The sequence below is a fragment of the Sphingomonas sp. T1 genome (assembly GCF_902506585.1).
In the GTDB taxonomy this organism is placed as follows: Bacteria; Pseudomonadota; Alphaproteobacteria; order Sphingomonadales; family Sphingomonadaceae; genus Sphingomonas; species Sphingomonas aerolata.
Window position 1 is genome coordinate 3,125,608 of sequence record NZ_LR733875.1, and the last position, 17,379, is coordinate 3,142,986.

At 69.9% G+C, this 17,379-nt stretch carries 18 protein-coding genes; 5 read left to right on the plus strand and 13 right to left on the minus strand.

Translation table 11 applies throughout. From position 1 onward, the window contains the following. Positions 1-40 precede the first annotated feature (40 nt). The 10 genes from GV027_RS14240 to GV027_RS14285 form a co-directional block, all read right to left on the minus strand. The gene (locus tag GV027_RS14240; RefSeq protein WP_443029538.1) at positions 41-646 is read right to left on the minus strand and encodes an RNA polymerase sigma factor; all 606 of its coding nucleotides are present in this window, start codon (positions 644-646) and stop codon (positions 41-43) included. Further along, a complete protein-coding gene (locus tag GV027_RS14245; protein WP_416365535.1) occupies positions 643-1,083 on the minus strand; it encodes a periplasmic heavy metal sensor in 441 nt (146 codons plus the stop codon). The genes GV027_RS14240 and GV027_RS14245 overlap by 4 nt, the downstream gene beginning before the upstream one ends. Beyond that, complete coding sequence (locus tag GV027_RS14250) at positions 1,080-1,358, minus strand: hypothetical protein (protein ID WP_042467721.1); 279 nt, start codon at positions 1,356-1,358, stop codon at positions 1,080-1,082. Before GV027_RS14250 ends, GV027_RS14245 begins: the two co-directional genes overlap by 4 nt. Then, complete coding sequence (locus GV027_RS14255) at positions 1,339-1,854, minus strand: hypothetical protein (RefSeq protein WP_236559237.1); 516 nt, start codon at positions 1,852-1,854, stop codon at positions 1,339-1,341. Before GV027_RS14255 ends, GV027_RS14250 begins: the two co-directional genes overlap by 20 nt. A 64-nt stretch (positions 1,855-1,918) precedes the next feature. Beyond that, positions 1,919-3,163, minus strand: a complete 1,245-nt coding sequence (locus GV027_RS14260; protein WP_159512278.1) for a putative DNA modification/repair radical SAM protein — start codon at positions 3,161-3,163, stop codon at positions 1,919-1,921. Positions 3,164-3,224: 61 nt separating this feature from the next. Continuing rightward, complete coding sequence (locus GV027_RS14265; protein ID WP_031394247.1) at positions 3,225-3,410, minus strand: hypothetical protein; 186 nt, start codon at positions 3,408-3,410, stop codon at positions 3,225-3,227. Positions 3,411-3,457: 47 nt separating this feature from the next. Next, entirely contained in the window at positions 3,458-6,853 is a 3,396-nt protein-coding gene (locus tag GV027_RS14270; protein WP_159512279.1) for a chromosome segregation SMC family protein, read from the minus strand. Between the two features lie 135 nt (positions 6,854-6,988). Further along, on the minus strand, positions 6,989-7,723 hold the full coding sequence (locus tag GV027_RS14275) for a thioredoxin domain-containing protein (RefSeq protein ID WP_031439788.1): 735 nt from the start codon (positions 7,721-7,723) through the stop codon (positions 6,989-6,991). A 19-nt stretch (positions 7,724-7,742) separates the two neighbouring features. Then, positions 7,743-8,405, minus strand: a complete 663-nt coding sequence (locus GV027_RS14280; RefSeq protein ID WP_159512280.1) for a DsbA family protein — start codon at positions 8,403-8,405, stop codon at positions 7,743-7,745. After that, positions 8,406-9,014 (minus strand): DUF721 domain-containing protein, encoded by a 609-nt coding sequence (locus GV027_RS14285; protein ID WP_159512281.1) that lies wholly within the window; start codon positions 9,012-9,014, stop codon positions 8,406-8,408. A gap of 26 nt (positions 9,015-9,040) precedes the next feature. On the opposite strand from GV027_RS14285, the gene GV027_RS14290 reads away from it, so the two are divergent. From GV027_RS14290 to nudC, 3 genes are read left to right on the plus strand one after another with little or no spacing between them, the layout of a single operon-like run. After that, positions 9,041-10,072 carry an A/G-specific adenine glycosylase gene (locus GV027_RS14290; protein ID WP_443029539.1) on the plus strand — a complete coding sequence of 344 codons (1,032 nt, stop codon included), beginning with the start codon at positions 9,041-9,043 and terminating at the stop codon, positions 10,070-10,072. 10 nt (positions 10,073-10,082) lie between these two features. After that, a complete protein-coding gene (locus GV027_RS14295) occupies positions 10,083-11,450 on the plus strand; it encodes a serine hydrolase domain-containing protein (RefSeq protein ID WP_159512282.1) in 1,368 nt (455 codons plus the stop codon). Further along, complete coding sequence (nudC, locus tag GV027_RS14300) at positions 11,447-12,352, plus strand: NAD(+) diphosphatase (protein ID WP_236559238.1); 906 nt, start codon at positions 11,447-11,449, stop codon at positions 12,350-12,352. Before GV027_RS14295 ends, nudC begins: the two co-directional genes overlap by 4 nt. A 1-nt stretch (position 12,353) precedes the next feature. On the opposite strand, the gene GV027_RS14305 is transcribed toward nudC, so the two are convergent. Continuing rightward, complete coding sequence (locus tag GV027_RS14305; protein WP_159512942.1) at positions 12,354-13,256, minus strand: prephenate dehydratase; 903 nt, start codon at positions 13,254-13,256, stop codon at positions 12,354-12,356. 138 nt (positions 13,257-13,394) lie between these two features. On the opposite strand from GV027_RS14305, the gene GV027_RS14310 reads away from it, so the two are divergent. Further along, entirely contained in the window at positions 13,395-14,099 is a 705-nt protein-coding gene (locus tag GV027_RS14310; protein ID WP_031396507.1) for a c-type cytochrome, read from the plus strand. Between the two features lie 105 nt (positions 14,100-14,204). Here GV027_RS14310 and GV027_RS14315 read toward each other — a convergent pair whose 3' ends face one another. Further along, positions 14,205-15,098 carry a TIGR00730 family Rossman fold protein gene (locus GV027_RS14315; RefSeq protein ID WP_056407191.1) on the minus strand — a complete coding sequence of 298 codons (894 nt, stop codon included), beginning with the start codon at positions 15,096-15,098 and terminating at the stop codon, positions 14,205-14,207. Between the two features lie 46 nt (positions 15,099-15,144). Continuing rightward, positions 15,145-15,810, minus strand: coding sequence for an extensin family protein (locus tag GV027_RS14320; protein WP_192069614.1), 666 nt, complete (start codon positions 15,808-15,810; stop codon positions 15,145-15,147). Positions 15,811-16,043: 233 nt separating this feature from the next. Between GV027_RS14320 and GV027_RS14325 the strand changes: the two genes are divergently transcribed. Beyond that, entirely contained in the window at positions 16,044-17,198 is a 1,155-nt protein-coding gene (locus GV027_RS14325; RefSeq protein ID WP_159512283.1) for a phosphoserine transaminase, read from the plus strand. Positions 17,199-17,379: the final 181 nt, after the last annotated feature.

Below are 17,379 nucleotides of genomic sequence, written 5' to 3' on the forward strand. Positions count from 1 at the left end.
TACGCCGCCGATCGGCTTGCCCCTCATGACGTTAGACAAATCAGGTGGCGGCGGCGAGTGCTGCGCGGGCGCGACGGATCCGGGTCTCGACCGCCTTAACGCTGATCCCCAGCGCCTGCGCGGCCTCTGCCTGGCTCAGCTCGTGGATCGTGCACAGCAGCAGCGGCTCGCGCAGCGTGGCGGGGAGCCGCGCGATATCGGCCAGCGTACGCGCGAGGTCGTCGCGACCGATCGCGTTCGTCTCCGTATCCGCCGCCCCATCCGCGACCCGCTCGCCCGCCTCGATCGGCAACACGCGGGCGAGCATATGGCGGACGCGGCGGCGACGGTGCCAGTCGCGGCATTTGTTGATCGCGATCCGCGCGAGCCACGCGCGCAGCGACCGGTCGCGGTCATAGCGGGACAGCGCGGCGTGCGCCGCGACGAAGCTCTCCTGCAACAGGTCGAGCGCCTCGTCGGGATCGCCGATCTGCGCGAGGATCAGGCGGTAGAGCGGCTGCTTGTGCCGCCGCATCAGCGCCGCAAACGCCGCCTGCCGGTCCGCCGCCGGGCCGGCGAGATGCGCGGTGACCAGCGCGGCGTCGTCATAGGCATCGAGATCGATGCTCGTGCGGCGCGCGGTCCTGTCGGGGCGGGGCGGGATCAATGCGCGGGGGTCAGCGCCTGCACGACGACCCGGTCGAACGCCGCGGTCTGGTCGGCGCGCATCACGCCGCGCATCGCAAAGACATGCGCGAGCGTCGCCTTTTGCAGCGCGCCCATCGTCCGGTGCGACCGGTCGACCGCGGCGGCGACCGCGGGGCCATTGGCATGCTCGCGCTCGATCGCGGCGGCGAGACGGACATTGTCGGCGCGCAGCTCCGCTTCCAGGGCCGCGCGGCGGACCGCGAACTCTGCCTCGAGCCGGTCGAGCGCCGCCTCCTGCGGGGCGTCGAGCACCACGTCGCGGTGGAGCAGCGTGTGGAGTTCGGTGCCGTGCGCTGCGCCCGGCGTCCGGATCCAGCCGCCGATAAACACGCCGGCGATCGCCGCGAGGAAGGCAAGGACGATCGTCGGTGCCGCACGCCGGACCACGAACGTCACTGCCCGAGCAGCAAGGTCGAGGGGGCGAGCGCGCCGTCGATCCCAATCGGGATCGACGCCTGCGCCGGCGCGCCATGGCCGATCGGTGCCGCCCCGCCGATCAATCCCAGCACCAGCGCGGTACCGACCGACCACCGCCCGACCAGGAGGCTGGTGTGCCGACTGCGCGCATTCTCGGCGATAGCATCGAACACCGACGCCTCGACGCCATCGAGCGCACGGGGCACCGGCATCGCCGCCAGCCGGGTCAGTCCTTCATCGACAGGATCCTGCATCGTCTGCTCCCTCTGCATCCAGACATACGCACCGCCGCGCGCGATCCCGCATGGTTTTTGGCGGGTGGCGAGAATGGGCTTGCCGCCGCGATGCTGACGCTACTGCTTGAAGCAGTGCGCGCGGTGCCATTGCAGGAAATGGGCTCACGGCGGACTGCGCACGACCGGATATCCGCCCCTGATCGTTGAAAACGCCGCGTTCGACCGGGCCATCGGGGCCAGCAAAGGGCACCGGCGTCGCGAAGTCGAGATAGGAGCCGGGCTCGATCAGCGCGAGATACATCGCCGGCGTTGAGGGATCGGGGATGATCCGCTCGACCTTGGCGACCGCGAAATAGCCGCGCGTGGCCGCGACCTTGCGGGGTTCGTAATAGAGGATCCAGTCGCCGATACTGGGCTGCGCACGGCTCAGATACTGGGCGGGAAACTGGTATCGTTCGGCCGGGCTGTCGTCGTAGATCGAGTCCGAGCGGTGAATGAAAACGCCAAAGGCCATGGCCTGACCTTAGCGCATCGCCCCCGATCCACCAGCCGCGACCGCGCACGCCCCGACGGGAAGATCAGGCGAACATTTCCATCTGGCGTGGCTTCGGCGCGACGATCGGGCGGAGTTCGGCGCGGTCGGACAGCGCGACGGGGCGCCAGTCCTCGGCGATGATGAACGGGCGGATCTTGGCGACCGCCACGGTCAACCGCGCGATATCGGCGAGGTGGAGGCGGCGCCAGCGGCGGCTGGTCAGGATGCCGTTGACCGCCTTCACGCCGAGCCCGGGGACGCGGAGCAGCATCTCGCGCGGGGCACGGTTGACGTCGACCGGGAACGACCCGCGGAACTTCAACGCCCAGGCCAGTTTCGGATCGATGTCGAGCGGAAGCATGCCTGTCGCGTCGTCCGCTGCGGCGACGACCTCGTGCGGCTGGAATTCGTAGAAGCGCATCAGCCAGTCGGACTGATAGAGCCGGTGCTCGCGCATCAGCGGCGGGCGCTGCAGCGGTAAAACGGCGCTGGCGTCGGGGATCGGGCTGAACGCCGAATAATAGACGCGGCGAAGACCGAACCGGTCGTACAGCGTCGAGGCCTTCCGGACGATGTCCCCATCGGTCGCGGCATCGGCGCCGACGATCATCTGCGTCGACTGGCCCGCGGGGGCGAAGCGCGGCGCGGACTTGTACTTGGCCTTGGCGTCCTTGCCGTCGACGATCGAGGCCTTGACCTCGCGCATCGCGGTCTCGATCCGGACGCCGTCCTTTTCGGGGGCGAGCCGCTTGAGCCCGCCTGCGGTCGGCAGCTCGACGTTGATCGACAGGCGATCGGCGTAGAGCCCCGCTTGGTGGACGAGTTCGGGATCGGCGTCGGGGATCGTCTTGAGGTGGATATAGCCGCGGAAATGATGATCCTCGCGCAAGCTGCGCGCGACCTCGACCATCTGCTCCATCGTGTAGTTGGACGAGGCGATGATCCCTGAGGAGAGGAACAGCCCCTCGATATAGTTGCGCTTGTAGAAGGCGATCGTCAGGTCGACGACCTCCTTGGCGGTGAAACGCGCGCGGCGGACGTTCGAGCTCTTGCGGTTGATGCAGTAATGGCAGTCGAAGATGCAGCTGTTGGTCAGCAGGATCTTGAGCAGCGAGATGCAGCGGCCATCGGGCGCATAGGCATGACAGATGCCCATGCCCTCGGTCGAGCCGAGCCCCTTGCCGTCCTTCGAATTGCGCTTGGCAGTGCCCGACGACGCACAGGATGCGTCGTACTTCGCGGCATCGGCCAGGATCTCGAGTTTCTCACGGGTGTCGAGCTGGGCCATGCGTTCATCTTACGTTCCGCGCATGGGCCTGTCGATTGATGCGGATCAACTGTCCGGGGGATTATCCAAACAGGCCAGCGACGTAGCGGATGATGTCGACGAAGCTGCCAAGGCTGATCGGGAGGAGCATCAGCGCGAGCGCATAGACGAGGAGCATGCGGCTGAGCGCCTTCTCATGGCGGAAGGCGGGCTTGCGCGGCGGAAGATCGTCCTTGCGCGGCCAGATCGTCGAGTCGTCGAGGAACATCCAACCATTATAGCGCGATTGCGCGCGTTTCGCAGCGGGTGACGCCTTTATGCCGCGACGAGGATGGTGGCGGCCTGAAGATCGACCGAGACGAGGCGACTGACCCCGGGTTCGATCATCGTCACGCCGAACAGCCGGTGCATGCGGCTCATCGTGACCGCATTGTGCGTGACGACGAGGTAGCGCGTGGCGGTGTCGCGCGCCATCCGGTCGAGCAGGTCGCAGAAGCGGTCGATATTGGCGTCGTCGAGCGGCGCGTCGACCTCGTCGAGCACGCAGATCGGCGCGGGATTGGTCAGGAACAGCGCGAAGATGAGTGCGACCGCGGTTAGCGCCTGCTCGCCGCCCGACAACAGGGTCAGCGACTGGAGCCGCTTGCCGGGGGGCTGGGCGAGGATCTCGAGCCCCGCCTCGAGCGGATCGTCCGAATCGACAGGCTCGAGATGCGCGCTGCCGCCGTTGAACAGCGTTGCGAACAGCCGCTGGAAATGGCCGTTCACCGTCTCGAACGCCGCGAGCAACCGCTGTCGCCCCTCGCGGTTGAGCGTGCCGATCGAGCCGCGCAGCCGGTGGACCGCCTGACCCAGCTCGTCGCGGTCGGCCGCATTGCCGACCGCCTCGCTCTCGAGCGCGGCGAGCTCTTGGTCGGCGACGAGATTGACCGCGCCGATCCGCTCGCGCTCGGCGGTCAGGCGGTCCGGCGCGCGGGTCTCGTCCGCGGGGGTGCGGACATCGGCGGCCGCGAAGCCGAGGCGTTCGGGCAGGACGGGGGCGGGGCAGGCGAAACGCTCCCCCGACAGCCGCCCGAGCTCGCGGCGGTGCTGGTCCTGCGTATCGACGCGCACCAGCGCGCCGGCGCGGTGTTCGCGGGCCTCGGCGAGCGCTTCGGCCGCGCGGCGATGCGCGTCGTCGGCGGTGCGGAGCGTGGCTTCGGCGGCGCGTTCGGCAGTCTGGAGCGTGTCGGCGTGGGCGCGCGCAGCCGTGTGCTCGGTATCGAGCGTGGCGATCGCGGCATCGAGCGTGGCGGGACGGTCCGCGAGCGCCTCTGCATCGGCGGCGACGTCGCGGGCCCGGCGGTCCAAGGCGGTGATGCGGGTTGCGGCTTCGCCCGCGCGCGCACGCCAGCTGCGGATATCGGCCTGTGCGGCGGCGAGGCGTTCGCGCGTTTCGGCGCGCAGCCTGTCCTGTGCGGCGCGGTCGCTGCGCGCCTGTGCGACCGCGCCGCGGCGGGCCTCGGCGTCGCGGTGGAGCGTCGCGACCGCGTCGGCGCTGGCGCGACCGTCGGGCAATGCCGCGGCCGCGGCCTCGGCGGCGGCGAGCTCCGCGGCGGCGTCGGCCTGTTCGGCATGGACGCGGTGGGCGCGCTGGTCGAGATCGGCACGCTGTCCGGCGCGGCGTTCAAGCGCGGCGACGGCGCGATCCTCGCTGCGCTGCGCGTCACGGATGCGGGTCTCGGCCGCGGACAGGCGTGCGCGAGCGTCGTGCGCAGCGTGGCGGTGCGCGGCGATCCGTTGGTCGATCGCGGTGCGCGCCGCGTCATGCGTGGCGAGCGTGGCGGCGGCGGCGGGGCGCGCGGCCTCCAGCGCGTGCAGGCGATTGCGACGTTCAAGCCGCTCGGCGGCCGCGGCGCCGCTGCCCTGCGCGACGAAGCCGTCCCAGCGGCGCAACACGCCGTCGCGGGTGACGAGGCGCTGGCCGACTGCGAGCGGCTGGCCGTCGTCACGGTCGGTGACGAAGACCTGGGCGAGCCGGCGCGCGAGGGACTCGGGCGCGTCGACGTCGGCGGCGAGCGCGGTGGTGTCGGGCGGGGGCGCGGGATCGCCGGGCGCGGGCACAGCGCCCGCCCAGGCGGCGGGGTCGGTATCCAGATCGTCGCCAAGCGCGGCGGCGAGCGCGCGCTCCAGCCCCGGCGTCGCGGTGACATGGTCGAGCAGCCGGTCGCGACCGCTGCGCTGGGTCGCGCGGGTGAGCGCGGCGGCCTCGCTGTCGAGCGCGGCGAGCTCGGCGCGGGCGGTGGCGCGCGCGGTCTCGGCGGCATCGCGCAAACCACTTGCGGCGCGTTCGTCGCTATCGGCCTGCGCGAGTGCATGGCGGGCGGCGGCGGCGTCCTCCAGCGCGGCGAGACGCGCCTCGGCGGCTGTGGCGCGATCCGCCTCGAGCGGGGCGGAATCGCCGAGCGCGCGGTGCGCCGCCGCGATCTGCGCCGCGTCGCGTGCGGCGCGATCGGCGCGGGTGCGCGCGGCAGCGAGCGCGGCGGCGGCGACGCGCGCCTCGGCGACGTCGCTCGCATGGCGGGTCATCGCCTGCGCCAGCGCGACCTCGACGTCGCGCGCGGCGCGTTCGGCCTCGGCCTGCGCCGCATCGAGCGCGGGAAGCGCGGCGGTGGCGGTGGCGATCGCGGCATCGAGCGCGGCGATCTCGGTCGCGAGGCGGGCGAGCGCATCGGCGGCGTCGCTGGCGAGGCTGCCCTCGCGCAGCCGGTCCTCGACGATACGGCGGCGCGAGTCGGCGAGATCGGCGAGGCGGCGGTCGAGCGCGGTGCGTTCGGTCCGCAGGCCGGCCAGCCTATGGCCGGTGTCGGCGGCCTGGTCGCGCGCGGCGAGCGCGGCGACGCGGGCGGTGGCGACCGCGGCGGCGGCGTCGTGCTGCGCTTTCGCGGTAAGGGATTCGGCGGCGGCGGCAGCGGCCACTCGCGCCTCGGCCTGCGCGGCATCGGCGGTCGCCGACTCGGCGGCGGCGGCGGCGTCCCGCCAGCGCGCGTAGATCGTCCGTGCCTCCGCGACGCGGATCTGGTTCGACAGCAGGCGATAGCGTTCGGCGGCGCGCGCCTGGCGTCTGAGCGCGGCGGCGCGTGCGTCCTGGTCGGCGATGACCGCATCGAGCCGTGCAAGATTGGCCTCGGTCGCACGCAGCCTCGCCTCGGCATCCTTGCGGCGGACGTGCAGCCCGGCGATCCCGGCGGCATCCTCGAGCATCGCGCGGCGGTCGGCGGGCTTGGCGGCGATGACCGCGCCGATCCGGCCCTGGCTGACCAGTGCGGGGCTATGCGCCCCGGTCGCGGCGTCGGCGAAGAGCAGCCCGACATCCTTCGCGCGGACATCGCGGCCGTCGATCCGGTAGGCGGACCCTGCGCCGCGTTCGATCCGGCGGACGATTTCGCGTTCGTCGGCGCCGTCGGGGCCGGCGATCTCGGCGAGGATCGAGACTTCGGCGAAATCGCGCGCGGGGCGGGTGGCGGTCCCCGCGAAGATCACGTCGTCCATGCCGGCACCGCGCAGCGACTTGGCGCTGGCCTCGCCCATCGTCCAGCGCAGCGCCTCGAGCAGGTTCGACTTGCCGCAGCCATTGGGGCCGACCACGCCGGTCAGCCCGGGTTCGATCACCAGGTCGGCGGGTTCGACGAAGCTCTTGAACCCGGTGATGCGGAGGCGTTTGATCTGCATGGCGCGCGCTCTCCCTTCACGATTGGCGAGCGTAGCGCGCTTCTGGTCTCCCGCGAAGGCGGCAGCCCGGACTGGGTCCCCGCCTTTGCGGGGAAACAGTCCGGGCTGCCGAATGCCCGCCGGACGGGATGCGGCTTACGCGCCGGCGGCCTTCAGCGCCTTTTCCATCTCGCTCCACGACAGCACGTTTTCCATCTTCTTGCCGTTCAGCAGGAAGGTCGGCGTGCCGGTGACGGTGCCCGACTGCATCGCATTCTCGGTCGGCTTGGCCATGATCTCGAGCTGCTTCTGGTCGGCGAGGCAGGCACGCGCCTTGGCCTCCGGGATGCCGCGCTGCTTGACGAAGTCGATCGCGCCCATGTGCTCGGCGAGCTTGGTCGCGACCGCGGTCGGGGCGAGATTGGCAAGGCTCTGCTGCATCGCCGGGGGCATCGTCTGGAGCTTGTCTAGGAAGGCGTTCTGGTTCTGGTACATCTGCTCGAGGATCGGGAAGAACGGGGCGGTCCCGCCGCACTGCCCGAGCAATGTCAGCGCGACGTCGGGCGCGCCGTGGACAAGAAAGTCGCGAAATTCGAAGCTGACCTTGCCGGTCGAGACGTAGTTGTCGGTCAGCGGCTTGAACGCCTCGCGGCCGAACGCGCCGCAGGTCGGGCACGAGCGCGCGCCATATTCGACGAGCTTGATCGGGGCATTGGGGTTGCCCATCAGATAGCCCTCGTCGGTCTTGACGACGGTCTCGGTCCAGTTCTGACCGGCGGGGGCGGTCGCCGCGGCGACGGGTGCTGCGGCCTGGGTGGTGTTCGACGAATCGCCCCCCGAACAGGCAGCGAGCGCGAGCGGCAGGACGGCGATGGCAGTGACGAACTTCATGCGGGATACTCCAACGAAATTAGCGGGCGCCGGCAGTGCGCAGCGCGGGTTCAAGCTGGGCCCAGCCGCCATGCGGCATGACCTTGCCGTTGATGAAGAAGGACGGCGTCGAATCGACCTCGGGCGGTGCCGCCGCGGTGATGGCGAGGATCCGGTCGATCTCCGCCGTATCCGCGAAGCACGCGTCGATCGCGGCGGCGGACAGCCCGCGCGCCTTGACCAGATCGGTCAGCCCCGCGCCATCGGCATAGGCCTTGAGCTGCGCCGGCCGCGGATAGAGGTTGATGCGCGCGGCGTTGACCTGCTGGAACTCGATCCCCTTTTCGAGCCAGGCGGGCTGCGCCGCGAAGATCGCCGCCGATGTCGGGAAGAAGCCACGCGGCCCGGTGCAGCGGGCGAGCACCGCCGCAGCGAGATCGAGCCGGTCACGGATCATGTGGCGGAATTCGAGGCTGGTCGATCCAGACGCGATCATCTTGCCCTTCAGCACCGCCTGCGACTGGGTCGAGAAATCGGCACAATGCGAACAGGTGTAGCTGGCATATTCGACCAGTTTGACCCGGGCTGCGGGGCTGCCGAGCACATAGGTGCCGCTCGCCGTCCGGGTGACGGGCACGGGCTTCGGGGCGGGCGCGGCCGCGGCGAGCAGCACGAGACCGAACAACGCAAAGAACAGACGCATTCAGCTGATCCTGGGAAGGCCGCTCGTCGAGGCGACGCCGGCGGCGAGGGATTCGAGGACCGCACGCAGTTCGGGATCGGCGATGCTCTTCAGGCTGAGACCGAGATCGGCGGGAACGGTGCGGAGCGGGGGCGGCGCCGCCTTGACGCGCGGCTTCGCAACCTCGCCTTGGCGGATGGTGATGCGCGCGACCGCGGCGTAGCCGAAGAAGCGGTTCACGCGCTCGGTAATCTCGGGAATGACGTGCTGCATCATCGGCGCATGCGCGCCGCGCACGGTCAGCGTCAGGACGCCATCCTGTTTCTGTCCCATCGGGAAGCGGATCGATTCGGGCGTGCTGACACCGGAAAAGCGCTCGCCGACGATCTCGGGCCAGCGGCTGACGACCGAGGACTGGATGAAGCCGAAGCGCCGGAACGCCGCGCCGCCGATCGCGGGGAGCAACTCGGCGACGGCGCGCGACCGGTTGGCGCGCGGCGCATCGGCGTCGACTTTGGGTTTGCGGGCAGCAGCTTTGCGGACGGCGGTCTTGCGCGCGGGCGGAACGTCCGTCGCGTTGGCCGCGGTCGCGGACTTTTGTTCGGTGGTGATACCGGGCGGGTTGCTCATCGCGCCACCCATGCCATAGGCAGCGCGTGAACGCCAAGCGCTCTTCGGTCCCCGTGGCCCTGCTCGACTGGTATGACGCGCATCGTCGCGTGCTGCCGTGGCGCGCCCGGCCGGGCGAGACGGTCGATCCCTATCGCGTCTGGCTGTCGGAGGTGATGCTGCAGCAGACCACGGTCGCCGCGGTCACCCCGCGCTTCCTCGCCTGGACCGCGCGCTGGCCCGATTTCGCGAGCCTCGCAGCGGCGGACGATGCCGATGTGATGGCCGCCTGGGCGGGGCTCGGCTATTATGCCCGCGCGCGCAACCTGGTGAAGGCGGCCAAGGCGGTGGTCGCGGAGCATGATGGCGTGTTTCCGCGGACCGAGGCCGAGCTGCGGACGCTCCCCGGGCTCGGCGCCTATACCGCGGCGGCGGTGGCGGCGATCGCGTTCGGCGAGCGTGCGGTGGTGGTCGATGCCAATGTCGAGCGCGTCGTCGCGCGGCTGTTCGCGATTGCGACGCCGCTCCCCGCCGCGCGTCCGGCGATCCGGGCGGCCGCGGACACGATCACGCCGGACATGCGAGCGGGCGATTTCGCGCAGGCGATGATGGACCTGGGATCGTCGATCTGCACGACGCGCAACCCCAAATGCCTGTTGTGCCCGCTCCGCCCCGACTGCGACGGCTTTGCGGAAGGGGAGCCCGAACGGCTGCCGATCAAGGCGAAGAAAGCCGCCAAGCCGCAGCGTCACGGGACGATCTTCTGGCTCGAGCGCGACGGACAGGTGCTGCTGGTGCGTCGCCCCGACACCGGGCTGCTTGGCGGCATGCGCGCGCTGCCGACCGGGCCCTGGACCGACCAGCCGCCGGGGTTCGAGGCCGCGCCGGCACAGGCCGACTGGCAGATGCTCGACGACCGCGTCACGCATGGCTTCACGCATTTCGACCTCGAACTCGGGCTTGCGGTGGCGCGGGTGGAGGCGCATCAACCCGGCGAATGGTGGCCCGTCGAGACCCTGGATACCGCCGGGCTGCCGACTGTTTTCGCCAAGGCCGCCCAGGCTATACGGGCGCGATAGGGAGGCCTGCATGACGCGTGCACACTGGATTTCGACCGGCGTGATTGCCGCACTGGCGGCGACCGCAGCCTTGGGGCAGGCGCAGCGACAGGCCGCCCCGGGCCCTATCGCCGTCACCGAACGCGCGGGCGATCCCGCACGCGCCGCCTTGCCGAGCGTCGAACGACTGTTCGACGGCTATGTCCGCGACAACAAGATGCCCGGGATCGTCGGCGCGTTCGGGCTGGGCGATCGGCCGACCCTGTTCCTCGCGAGCGGAAAAGTCGGCGACGAGCCGGGGCGGCCGTTCGCCGATGCCGATTCGCTGTGGCGGGTCTATTCGATGACCAAGCCGATCACCGGTATGGCGGCGATGATGCTGGTCGAGGACGGTCGGCTGAACCTCGACGATCCGCTGAGCAAATACATCCCCGCATTCAAGACGATGACGGTCGCGACCAACCCCGACACGTCGCTGGCGACGCGGCCCGCGACGACGCCGATCACGATCCGCATGCTGCTGACGCATACTGCGGGGCTCGGCTACAGCATCAACGTGAAGGGACCGCTGCTCAAGGAATATGAGCAACGCGGTGTGCTGCCGATGTCGGTCAATGCACAGATGGAAACGCAGATGGCCAAGGTGCGCCCGACCTCGCTCGAGGACTTCGCGAACCGTGCAGCGACGCTGCCGCTGGTCGCCGAGCCGGGCACCAAATGGAGCTATTCGATCGGGCTCGACGTGATGGGCCGGGTGATCGAGGTGGCGAGCGGAATGTCGTTCGAGCGGTTCCTGCAGACGCGGATGTTCGCGCCGCTCAAGATGAATTCGACCTTCTTCATGGTGCCGCAGGACCAGCTGAAGCGGCTGGCGACCAACTATGCGTTCGTCGGCGACAACCGCACCCCGCTCGACCCTGCGGCGACGTCGGTGTTCGCGGAGCGGCCGAGCTTTCCCTATGGCGGCGCGGGGCTGGTGATGTCGGCGCGCGATTATGACCGGTTCCTGCACATGCTGCAGGATGGCGGGACGCTGGGCGGCGTGCGGGTGATGAAGCCCGAGACGGTCGCGCTCGGCATGTCGAACCTGATGCCCAAGGGGGTGTCGTTCGGCGGGATCGGCACCGGGACCGGTGCGGCGGCCGCAGGTAATGCGATGGGGTTCGGCGCGGGCGGGTCGGTGTATCTCGCGGACGTGCCGGGCGGCGCGTCGAAGGGCACCTATGGCTGGGGCGGCGCGGCGGGGACGTTCGCCTGGGTCGACCCGGTCCGTCATGTCCGGAGCACGGTGATGGTCAATTATTTCCCCGGCGAGAAATGGCCGTTGCGGAAAGAGGTGGTCGGCGCGCTGGTCGCCGATGTCGCGCGAAGCGGATCCGCGGGGGGCGTGCGCCGATGAGCTCGACCGCGGATCTCATGCCCGATGTCGCACCGGGTTTTACCGGCGGGACGCTCGATCGTGCCGATGCTCTGCGCCACGATGCAGACGCTCTGGCGGCGGCGCAGGGCGACTGGCGGGCGCGGCTGCTCGCGCTCGACGGTCTGTTGCCCGCCGTGACGGGCGAGGGGCGGCTCGAATGGACGTCGATGGTGGACCTGCCCGACGATGCCGAGCCGATCCTGCTCGGGCTCGACGAGAGCGGGCGGCCGCATTTCACGGCGCTGCTGGCGGGCATGGGGGTCGACAACGCCCCGGCGATGCGCTCGCCCGCGCTGATGGCGGTGCTGGGCAGCCTCGCGCCGGGCGAGGCGGCGACCTATGCCGCGGCGCGCAGCGTGCTCGACTGGCATGTCCGGCACCGCTTCTGCGCGAAGTGCGGGACCGCGACGGCGATGTTCCGCGCAGGCTGGGCGCGCAAATGCCCCAATTGCGCGACCGAGCATTTCCCGCGCGTCGATCCCGTCGTCATCATGATCGCCGAGCATGACGGGCGCGCGCTGCTCGGCCGCGGCAAGGGGTGGCCGCCGGGGCGCTATTCGGCGCTGGCGGGGTTTCTCGAGCCCGGTGAGTCGATCGAGGAGGCGGTCGCGCGCGAGATCGCCGAGGAATCGGGCGTGCGTGTCGGGCGCGTCCGCTATGTCGCGAGCCAGCCCTGGCCCTTTCCCTCGTCGCTGATGATCGCGTGCGTCGCGGAGGCGGTCGACGACGCGATCACGCTCGACGTGAACGAGCTGGAGGATGCGATGTGGGTGCCGCGCGAGATGGTGCGCGCGGTGCTGCGCGGGGAGGAGGGACCGTTCCTGCCGCCGCCGCCCTATGCGATCGCGCACACGCTGCTGACCGTCTGGGCGAAGGGGTGACTCAGCCGCGCGTGCGCGCCTGGCGGTAGGTGCCCAGCACGCGGAGCCATTTCGAATGGAAGCCGAGTTCCTCGAGCGCGTGGTCGAGGTTCGCGTCGCCTGGCTTGCCGACCACATCGGCGTAGAATTCGGTCGCGGCAAAGCTGCCGTTGCGCTGGTAGCTTTCCAGCTTCGTCATGTTGACGCCGTTGGTCGCGAAGCCGCCCATCGCCTTGTAGAGCGCGGCGGGGACATTACGGACCTCGAAGATCAGCGTCGTCATCCAGTCGCCGCCCGCCGGCTCCTGCGCCGCCGGTGGCTTGCCGCCGCGCGCGAGCGTGACGAAGCGCGTCGTGTTGTGATCGGCATCGGCAATGTCGGTCGCAAGCAGATCGAGCCCGTAGAGCGCAGCGGCGGCGGGCGGCGCGAGCGCGGCGATCGTCGGGTCGGCAAGCTCGGCGACCTTGGCCGCGGCGCCCGCGGTGTCGGGATAGCTCACCGGCTCGATCCCGTGCGCCTTGAGCCAGTGGCGGCACTGGCCGAGCGCCTGCGGATGGCTCATCGCCTGGCGGATACCATCGCGCGGGCCGCAGCCCATCAGCGCGTGGCGGATCGGCAGGAAATGCTCGCCGGTAATCACCAGCCCCGATTCCGGGAGCAGGAAATGGATATCGGCGACGCGGCCGTGAAGCGAATTCTCGATCGGGATGATCGCGCAGTCGGCGCGGCCGTCCTTCACCGCGTCGATCGCATCGGCAAAGTCGAAACAGGGCAGCGGCAGGCCGTCCGGAAATGCCTCGGTCGCCGCGACATGGCTGTTGGCGCCGGGCGCACCCTGAAACGCGACCGCGCGCGCGGGCTCCGCCATCGCGGCTTGGGTCATCCGCGCGACGATCGGACGGGCGGGGGCGGCGAAGTTTTCCATCGCCACGGCGCGTAGCCAGCGGGCCGGATGCAATCAAGGGCGCGCGGCGCCCGCGCAAGACGGGGCGCAGCGTTTGCTTGCGGTGTCGGTCAGGCTTTTCTATGGCTGTCCTAAATCAAATAGGGGTGGGTGCGCTTTATGGACGACAGGACCAATACGATCGCCGGCTGGGTGCTCGCAGGTTGTGGTGCGGCGCTTGGGCTGTCGATCGTGGGGGGCATGTTGTTCCACGGCGAGCGCCCCGAGAAGATGGGCTATGCGATCGAGGGCGTCGTCGAGGAGGGTGCCGGCGGTGGCGCTGCCGAGGTGGCGATCGCGTCGCTGCTGCCGACCGCCGACGCCGCCAAGGGTGCCGAGGTCTTCAAGAAGTGCGCCGCGTGCCATACGATCAACCAGGGCGGCGCGAACGGGATCGGTCCGAACCTGTATGCGACGCTGGGCGAAGGGATCGCGCAGGGCAAGGGCGGCTATGCCTTCACCGACGCGCTGAAGGGCGTCGGCGGCAAGTGGGACTTCGACAAGATGAACGCGTGGCTGACCAGCCCGCGCAAGTTCGCGCCGGGCACCAAGATGACCTTTGCCGGATTGGGCAGTGCCGAGGACCGCGCGAACGTGATCCTGTATCTCAACCAGCAGGGGTCGAACCTGCCCTTGCCGGCAGCGCCTGCCGCCGGTGCAGAACCCGCCGCCGCTGGAGATCAGCCTGCGACCGCCAACGCCGCCGAGGCTGCGGTCGAGAACGGCGGCGATACCGCGGATATCGCGAACACCGGCACGGCCGCCTCGGGTGCGCCATCGGTCGATCCGGAAGCCGCACGCAAGGGTGCGCGGACGGAGCAGTAATCGCGGCTCCCTCTCCTCGGTGAGGAGAGGGGCTGTTGCGGGGTGTGCGCTGCCTGGCGGCCCCTCACCCCGGCCCTCTCCCCCGAGGGGAGAGGGGGCAGAAGGTCAGGCTCCTGCGGCCTCTGCGGCTTCGGCCGCAGCGCGCTCGCGGTAGAAGGACTGGACCGCGGCCCAGGCTTCGTCGGCGGTCTCGACATAGCGGAAGATCGACAGGTCCTTTTCGCTGACCACGCCTTCCTCGACCAGCGCGTCGAAATTCACCACGCGCTCCCAGAACTGGCGACCGAACAGCAGCACGGGGATCGGCTGGATCTTGCCCGTCTGGATCAGCGTCAGCAGTTCGAACAGCTCGTCGAACGTGCCGAACCCGCCCGGGAATGCGGCGAGCGCGCGGGCGTGGAGCAGGAAGTGCATTTTCCGGAGCGCGAAATAGTGGAACTGCACCGATAGCGACGGGGTGACGTACGGGTTGGGGGCCTGCTCATGCGGCAGGACGATGTTCAGCCCGATCGACTCGGCCCCGACATCGGTCGCACCGCGGTTCGCCGCTTCCATGATCGACGGACCGCCGCCCGAACACACCACGAACTGACGCCAGCCGCGCTCGTCGCGGGGCAGGACGCTGACCTTGGCGGCGAGCTCGCGCGCGACGTCGTAATATTTCGACTTCTCGACCAGCCGCTCGGCGATCTTCTTCGACTTTTCGTCGCTGGCGAGTTCGAGCAGCGCCTGTGCCTTGGCGGGCTCGGGAATGCGCGCCGAGCCGTAGAAGACGAAGGTCGAGGCGATCTTCGCTTCCTCGAGCACCAGTTCGGTCTTGAGCAGCTCGAGCTGGAACCGCACCGGACGAAGGTCTTCGCGGAGCAGGAAGTCCATGTCCTGGAAGGCGAGCCGGTAATGCGGATGCTGGGTCTGCGGCGTGGAAACGATCTCGCGGGCGGTTTCAGCGTCCTGGCTGGCGTTCGCGAAAACGCGTGAGGGAATGCGGGTATCTGTCATTTCGGCGGATTTAGTCGAAAGCCGTGCGCAGGGCTAGACCGGTGTACTAGCGGCAGAAATTCGCGCGATCGTCCTCGAGATGGAGGTGGTTGCGGTGCGCGGCGTTATAGTCGGGGCTGAGCACCGTCCCGAACCGCTTGCAGGCCGAGGCGCGGATCGTCTGGAGGAACTGGCGAACCTGCGGGTCGGGCGACGACCAGTCGTTCAGGATGCTGATCCGTCGTCCGTCCTTCAGCACGAACCCGCCGATATCGACCGCGTTGGCGACTGCATGGCCCGAGCGGCGGCTCGCGTTGCGGGTCGAGCCGACGACGTTGCGGCATGCATAGCTGCCCATGCTGTCGATCCGCGCGAGTTCGCTGCCGAGCATCTGATAGGCGGCGGGGGCGACCGCGTTGCGCGTCCAGCCGATCAACGCGCGCGCCGCGCCGCAGCGGACTGCGGTGAGGTTGGCGACCGGGACGCCGATATCGACCAGCTTGACCGTGCCCGCGAGCCCGCAGCCGGGGCCGGTCTCGCGGTCGGGCAGGAGCTGGAACGAGACGTGGAGCTGGCGCAGGTCGGCGAGGCACTGCGCGGTCTCGCGATTGCTCGGGACCGAGAGGTTGGGGCGGGTCTGTTGCGGCGCGGCGGGGCGATCGGCGCGGCCGCAGGCGGCGAGCGCGAGAATGGGCGCGAGCGCGAGCAGGACAGGGTAAAGGACGCGGTACATGGAGCCATCATCCCCGCGTGGCACCGGCTTGTCACGCGTCGCGGGGCGGCGTTGCGGCGAGTCGAGGCATGGGCGTGTGCGGCGCGGCCCTTCGACTTCGCTCGGGGCGAACGGGGGAGCGTGGCGACGGAAGCGCATGCGCGGACAAGGTTGACTCGCCGCGCTACGTCGTTAGGGCCGGCGACGGGCCACGCGGTCCCAACGCCGCGCGTGCTCTCTGTGAGGAGAGATACATGACTGATACGACCTACGCCACCGCCACAGGTGCGCCTGTGCTGCCTGCAACCAAGCCAGCACGCCCCTTTTTCTCCAGCGGTCCCTGCGCGAAGCCTCCGGGCTGGTCCGCGGACAAGCTCGCCACCGATTCGCTCGGCCGCTCGCATCGCTCGAAGATCGGCAAGACCCGCCTCCAGTACAGCATCGACCTGATGCGTGAGCTGTTGAAGCTTCCCGATACGCACCGCATCGGTATCGTCCCCGGTTCCGACACCGGCGCGTACGAGATGGCGATGTGGACGATGCTGGGCGCCAAGCCCGTCACCGCGCTCGCCTGGGAAAGCTTCGGCGAGGGCTGGGTAACCGATGCGGTCAAGCAGCTCAAGATCGACCCGACCGTGGTGCGCGCCGATTACGGCCAGCTGCCCGATCTGGACTCGGTCGACTGGTCGAACGACGTGCTGTTCACCTGGAACGGCACCACCAGCGGCGTGCGCGTGCCCAACGCGGACTGGATCCCAGACGACCGCGAAGGCCTGTCGTTCGCCGACGCGACGTCGGGCGTGTTCGCCTATGACATCGACTGGACGAAGATCGATGTCGCGACCTTCTCATGGCAGAAGGTGCTCGGCGGCGAGGGCGCGCACGGCGTGCTGATCCTCGGCCCGCGCGCGGTCGAGCGGCTCGAGAGCTACACGCCTGCGTGGCCGCTCCCGAAGGTGTTCCGCCTCGTCTCCAAGGGCAAGCTCGCCGAGGGCGTGTTCAAGGGCGAGACGATCAACACGCCGTCGATGCTGGCCGTCGAGGACGCGATCTTCAGCCTCGAATGGGCGAAGTCGCTCGGCGAGGACGGGCTGATCGCGCGGTCGGACGCGAATGCGGCGGCTCTGGACACGATCGTCGCGAAGCGCGACTGGCTCGGCCATCTCGCCGCTGATCCGGCGACGCGGTCGAAGACGAGCGTCTGCCTGACGGTCGAGGGTGCGGACGAGGCGATGATCAAGGCGATGGCCGCCGCGCTCGAAAAGGCGGGGGCTGCGTATGACGTGGCGGGCTACCGCGACGCGCCGCCGGGCCTGCGCATCTGGTGCGGCGCGACCGTCGACACCGCCGATATCGTCGCGCTCGGGCCGTGGCTCGACTGGGCCTACGCGACCGCCAAGGCGGGTTGATCTAGCCTAGCCGCTCTCAACTTCTGTCCGTCATCCCGGCGCACGCCGGGACCCATGGGCACGGAGCATCCGCTCATGACGCGGACCGCAACCATGGGCCCCGGCGTCCGCCGGGGTGACGGGGTTGGCGAGGCGGGTTTTCCACATTGAGCGCACCACAGTTTCCCGACATTCCCAGGAG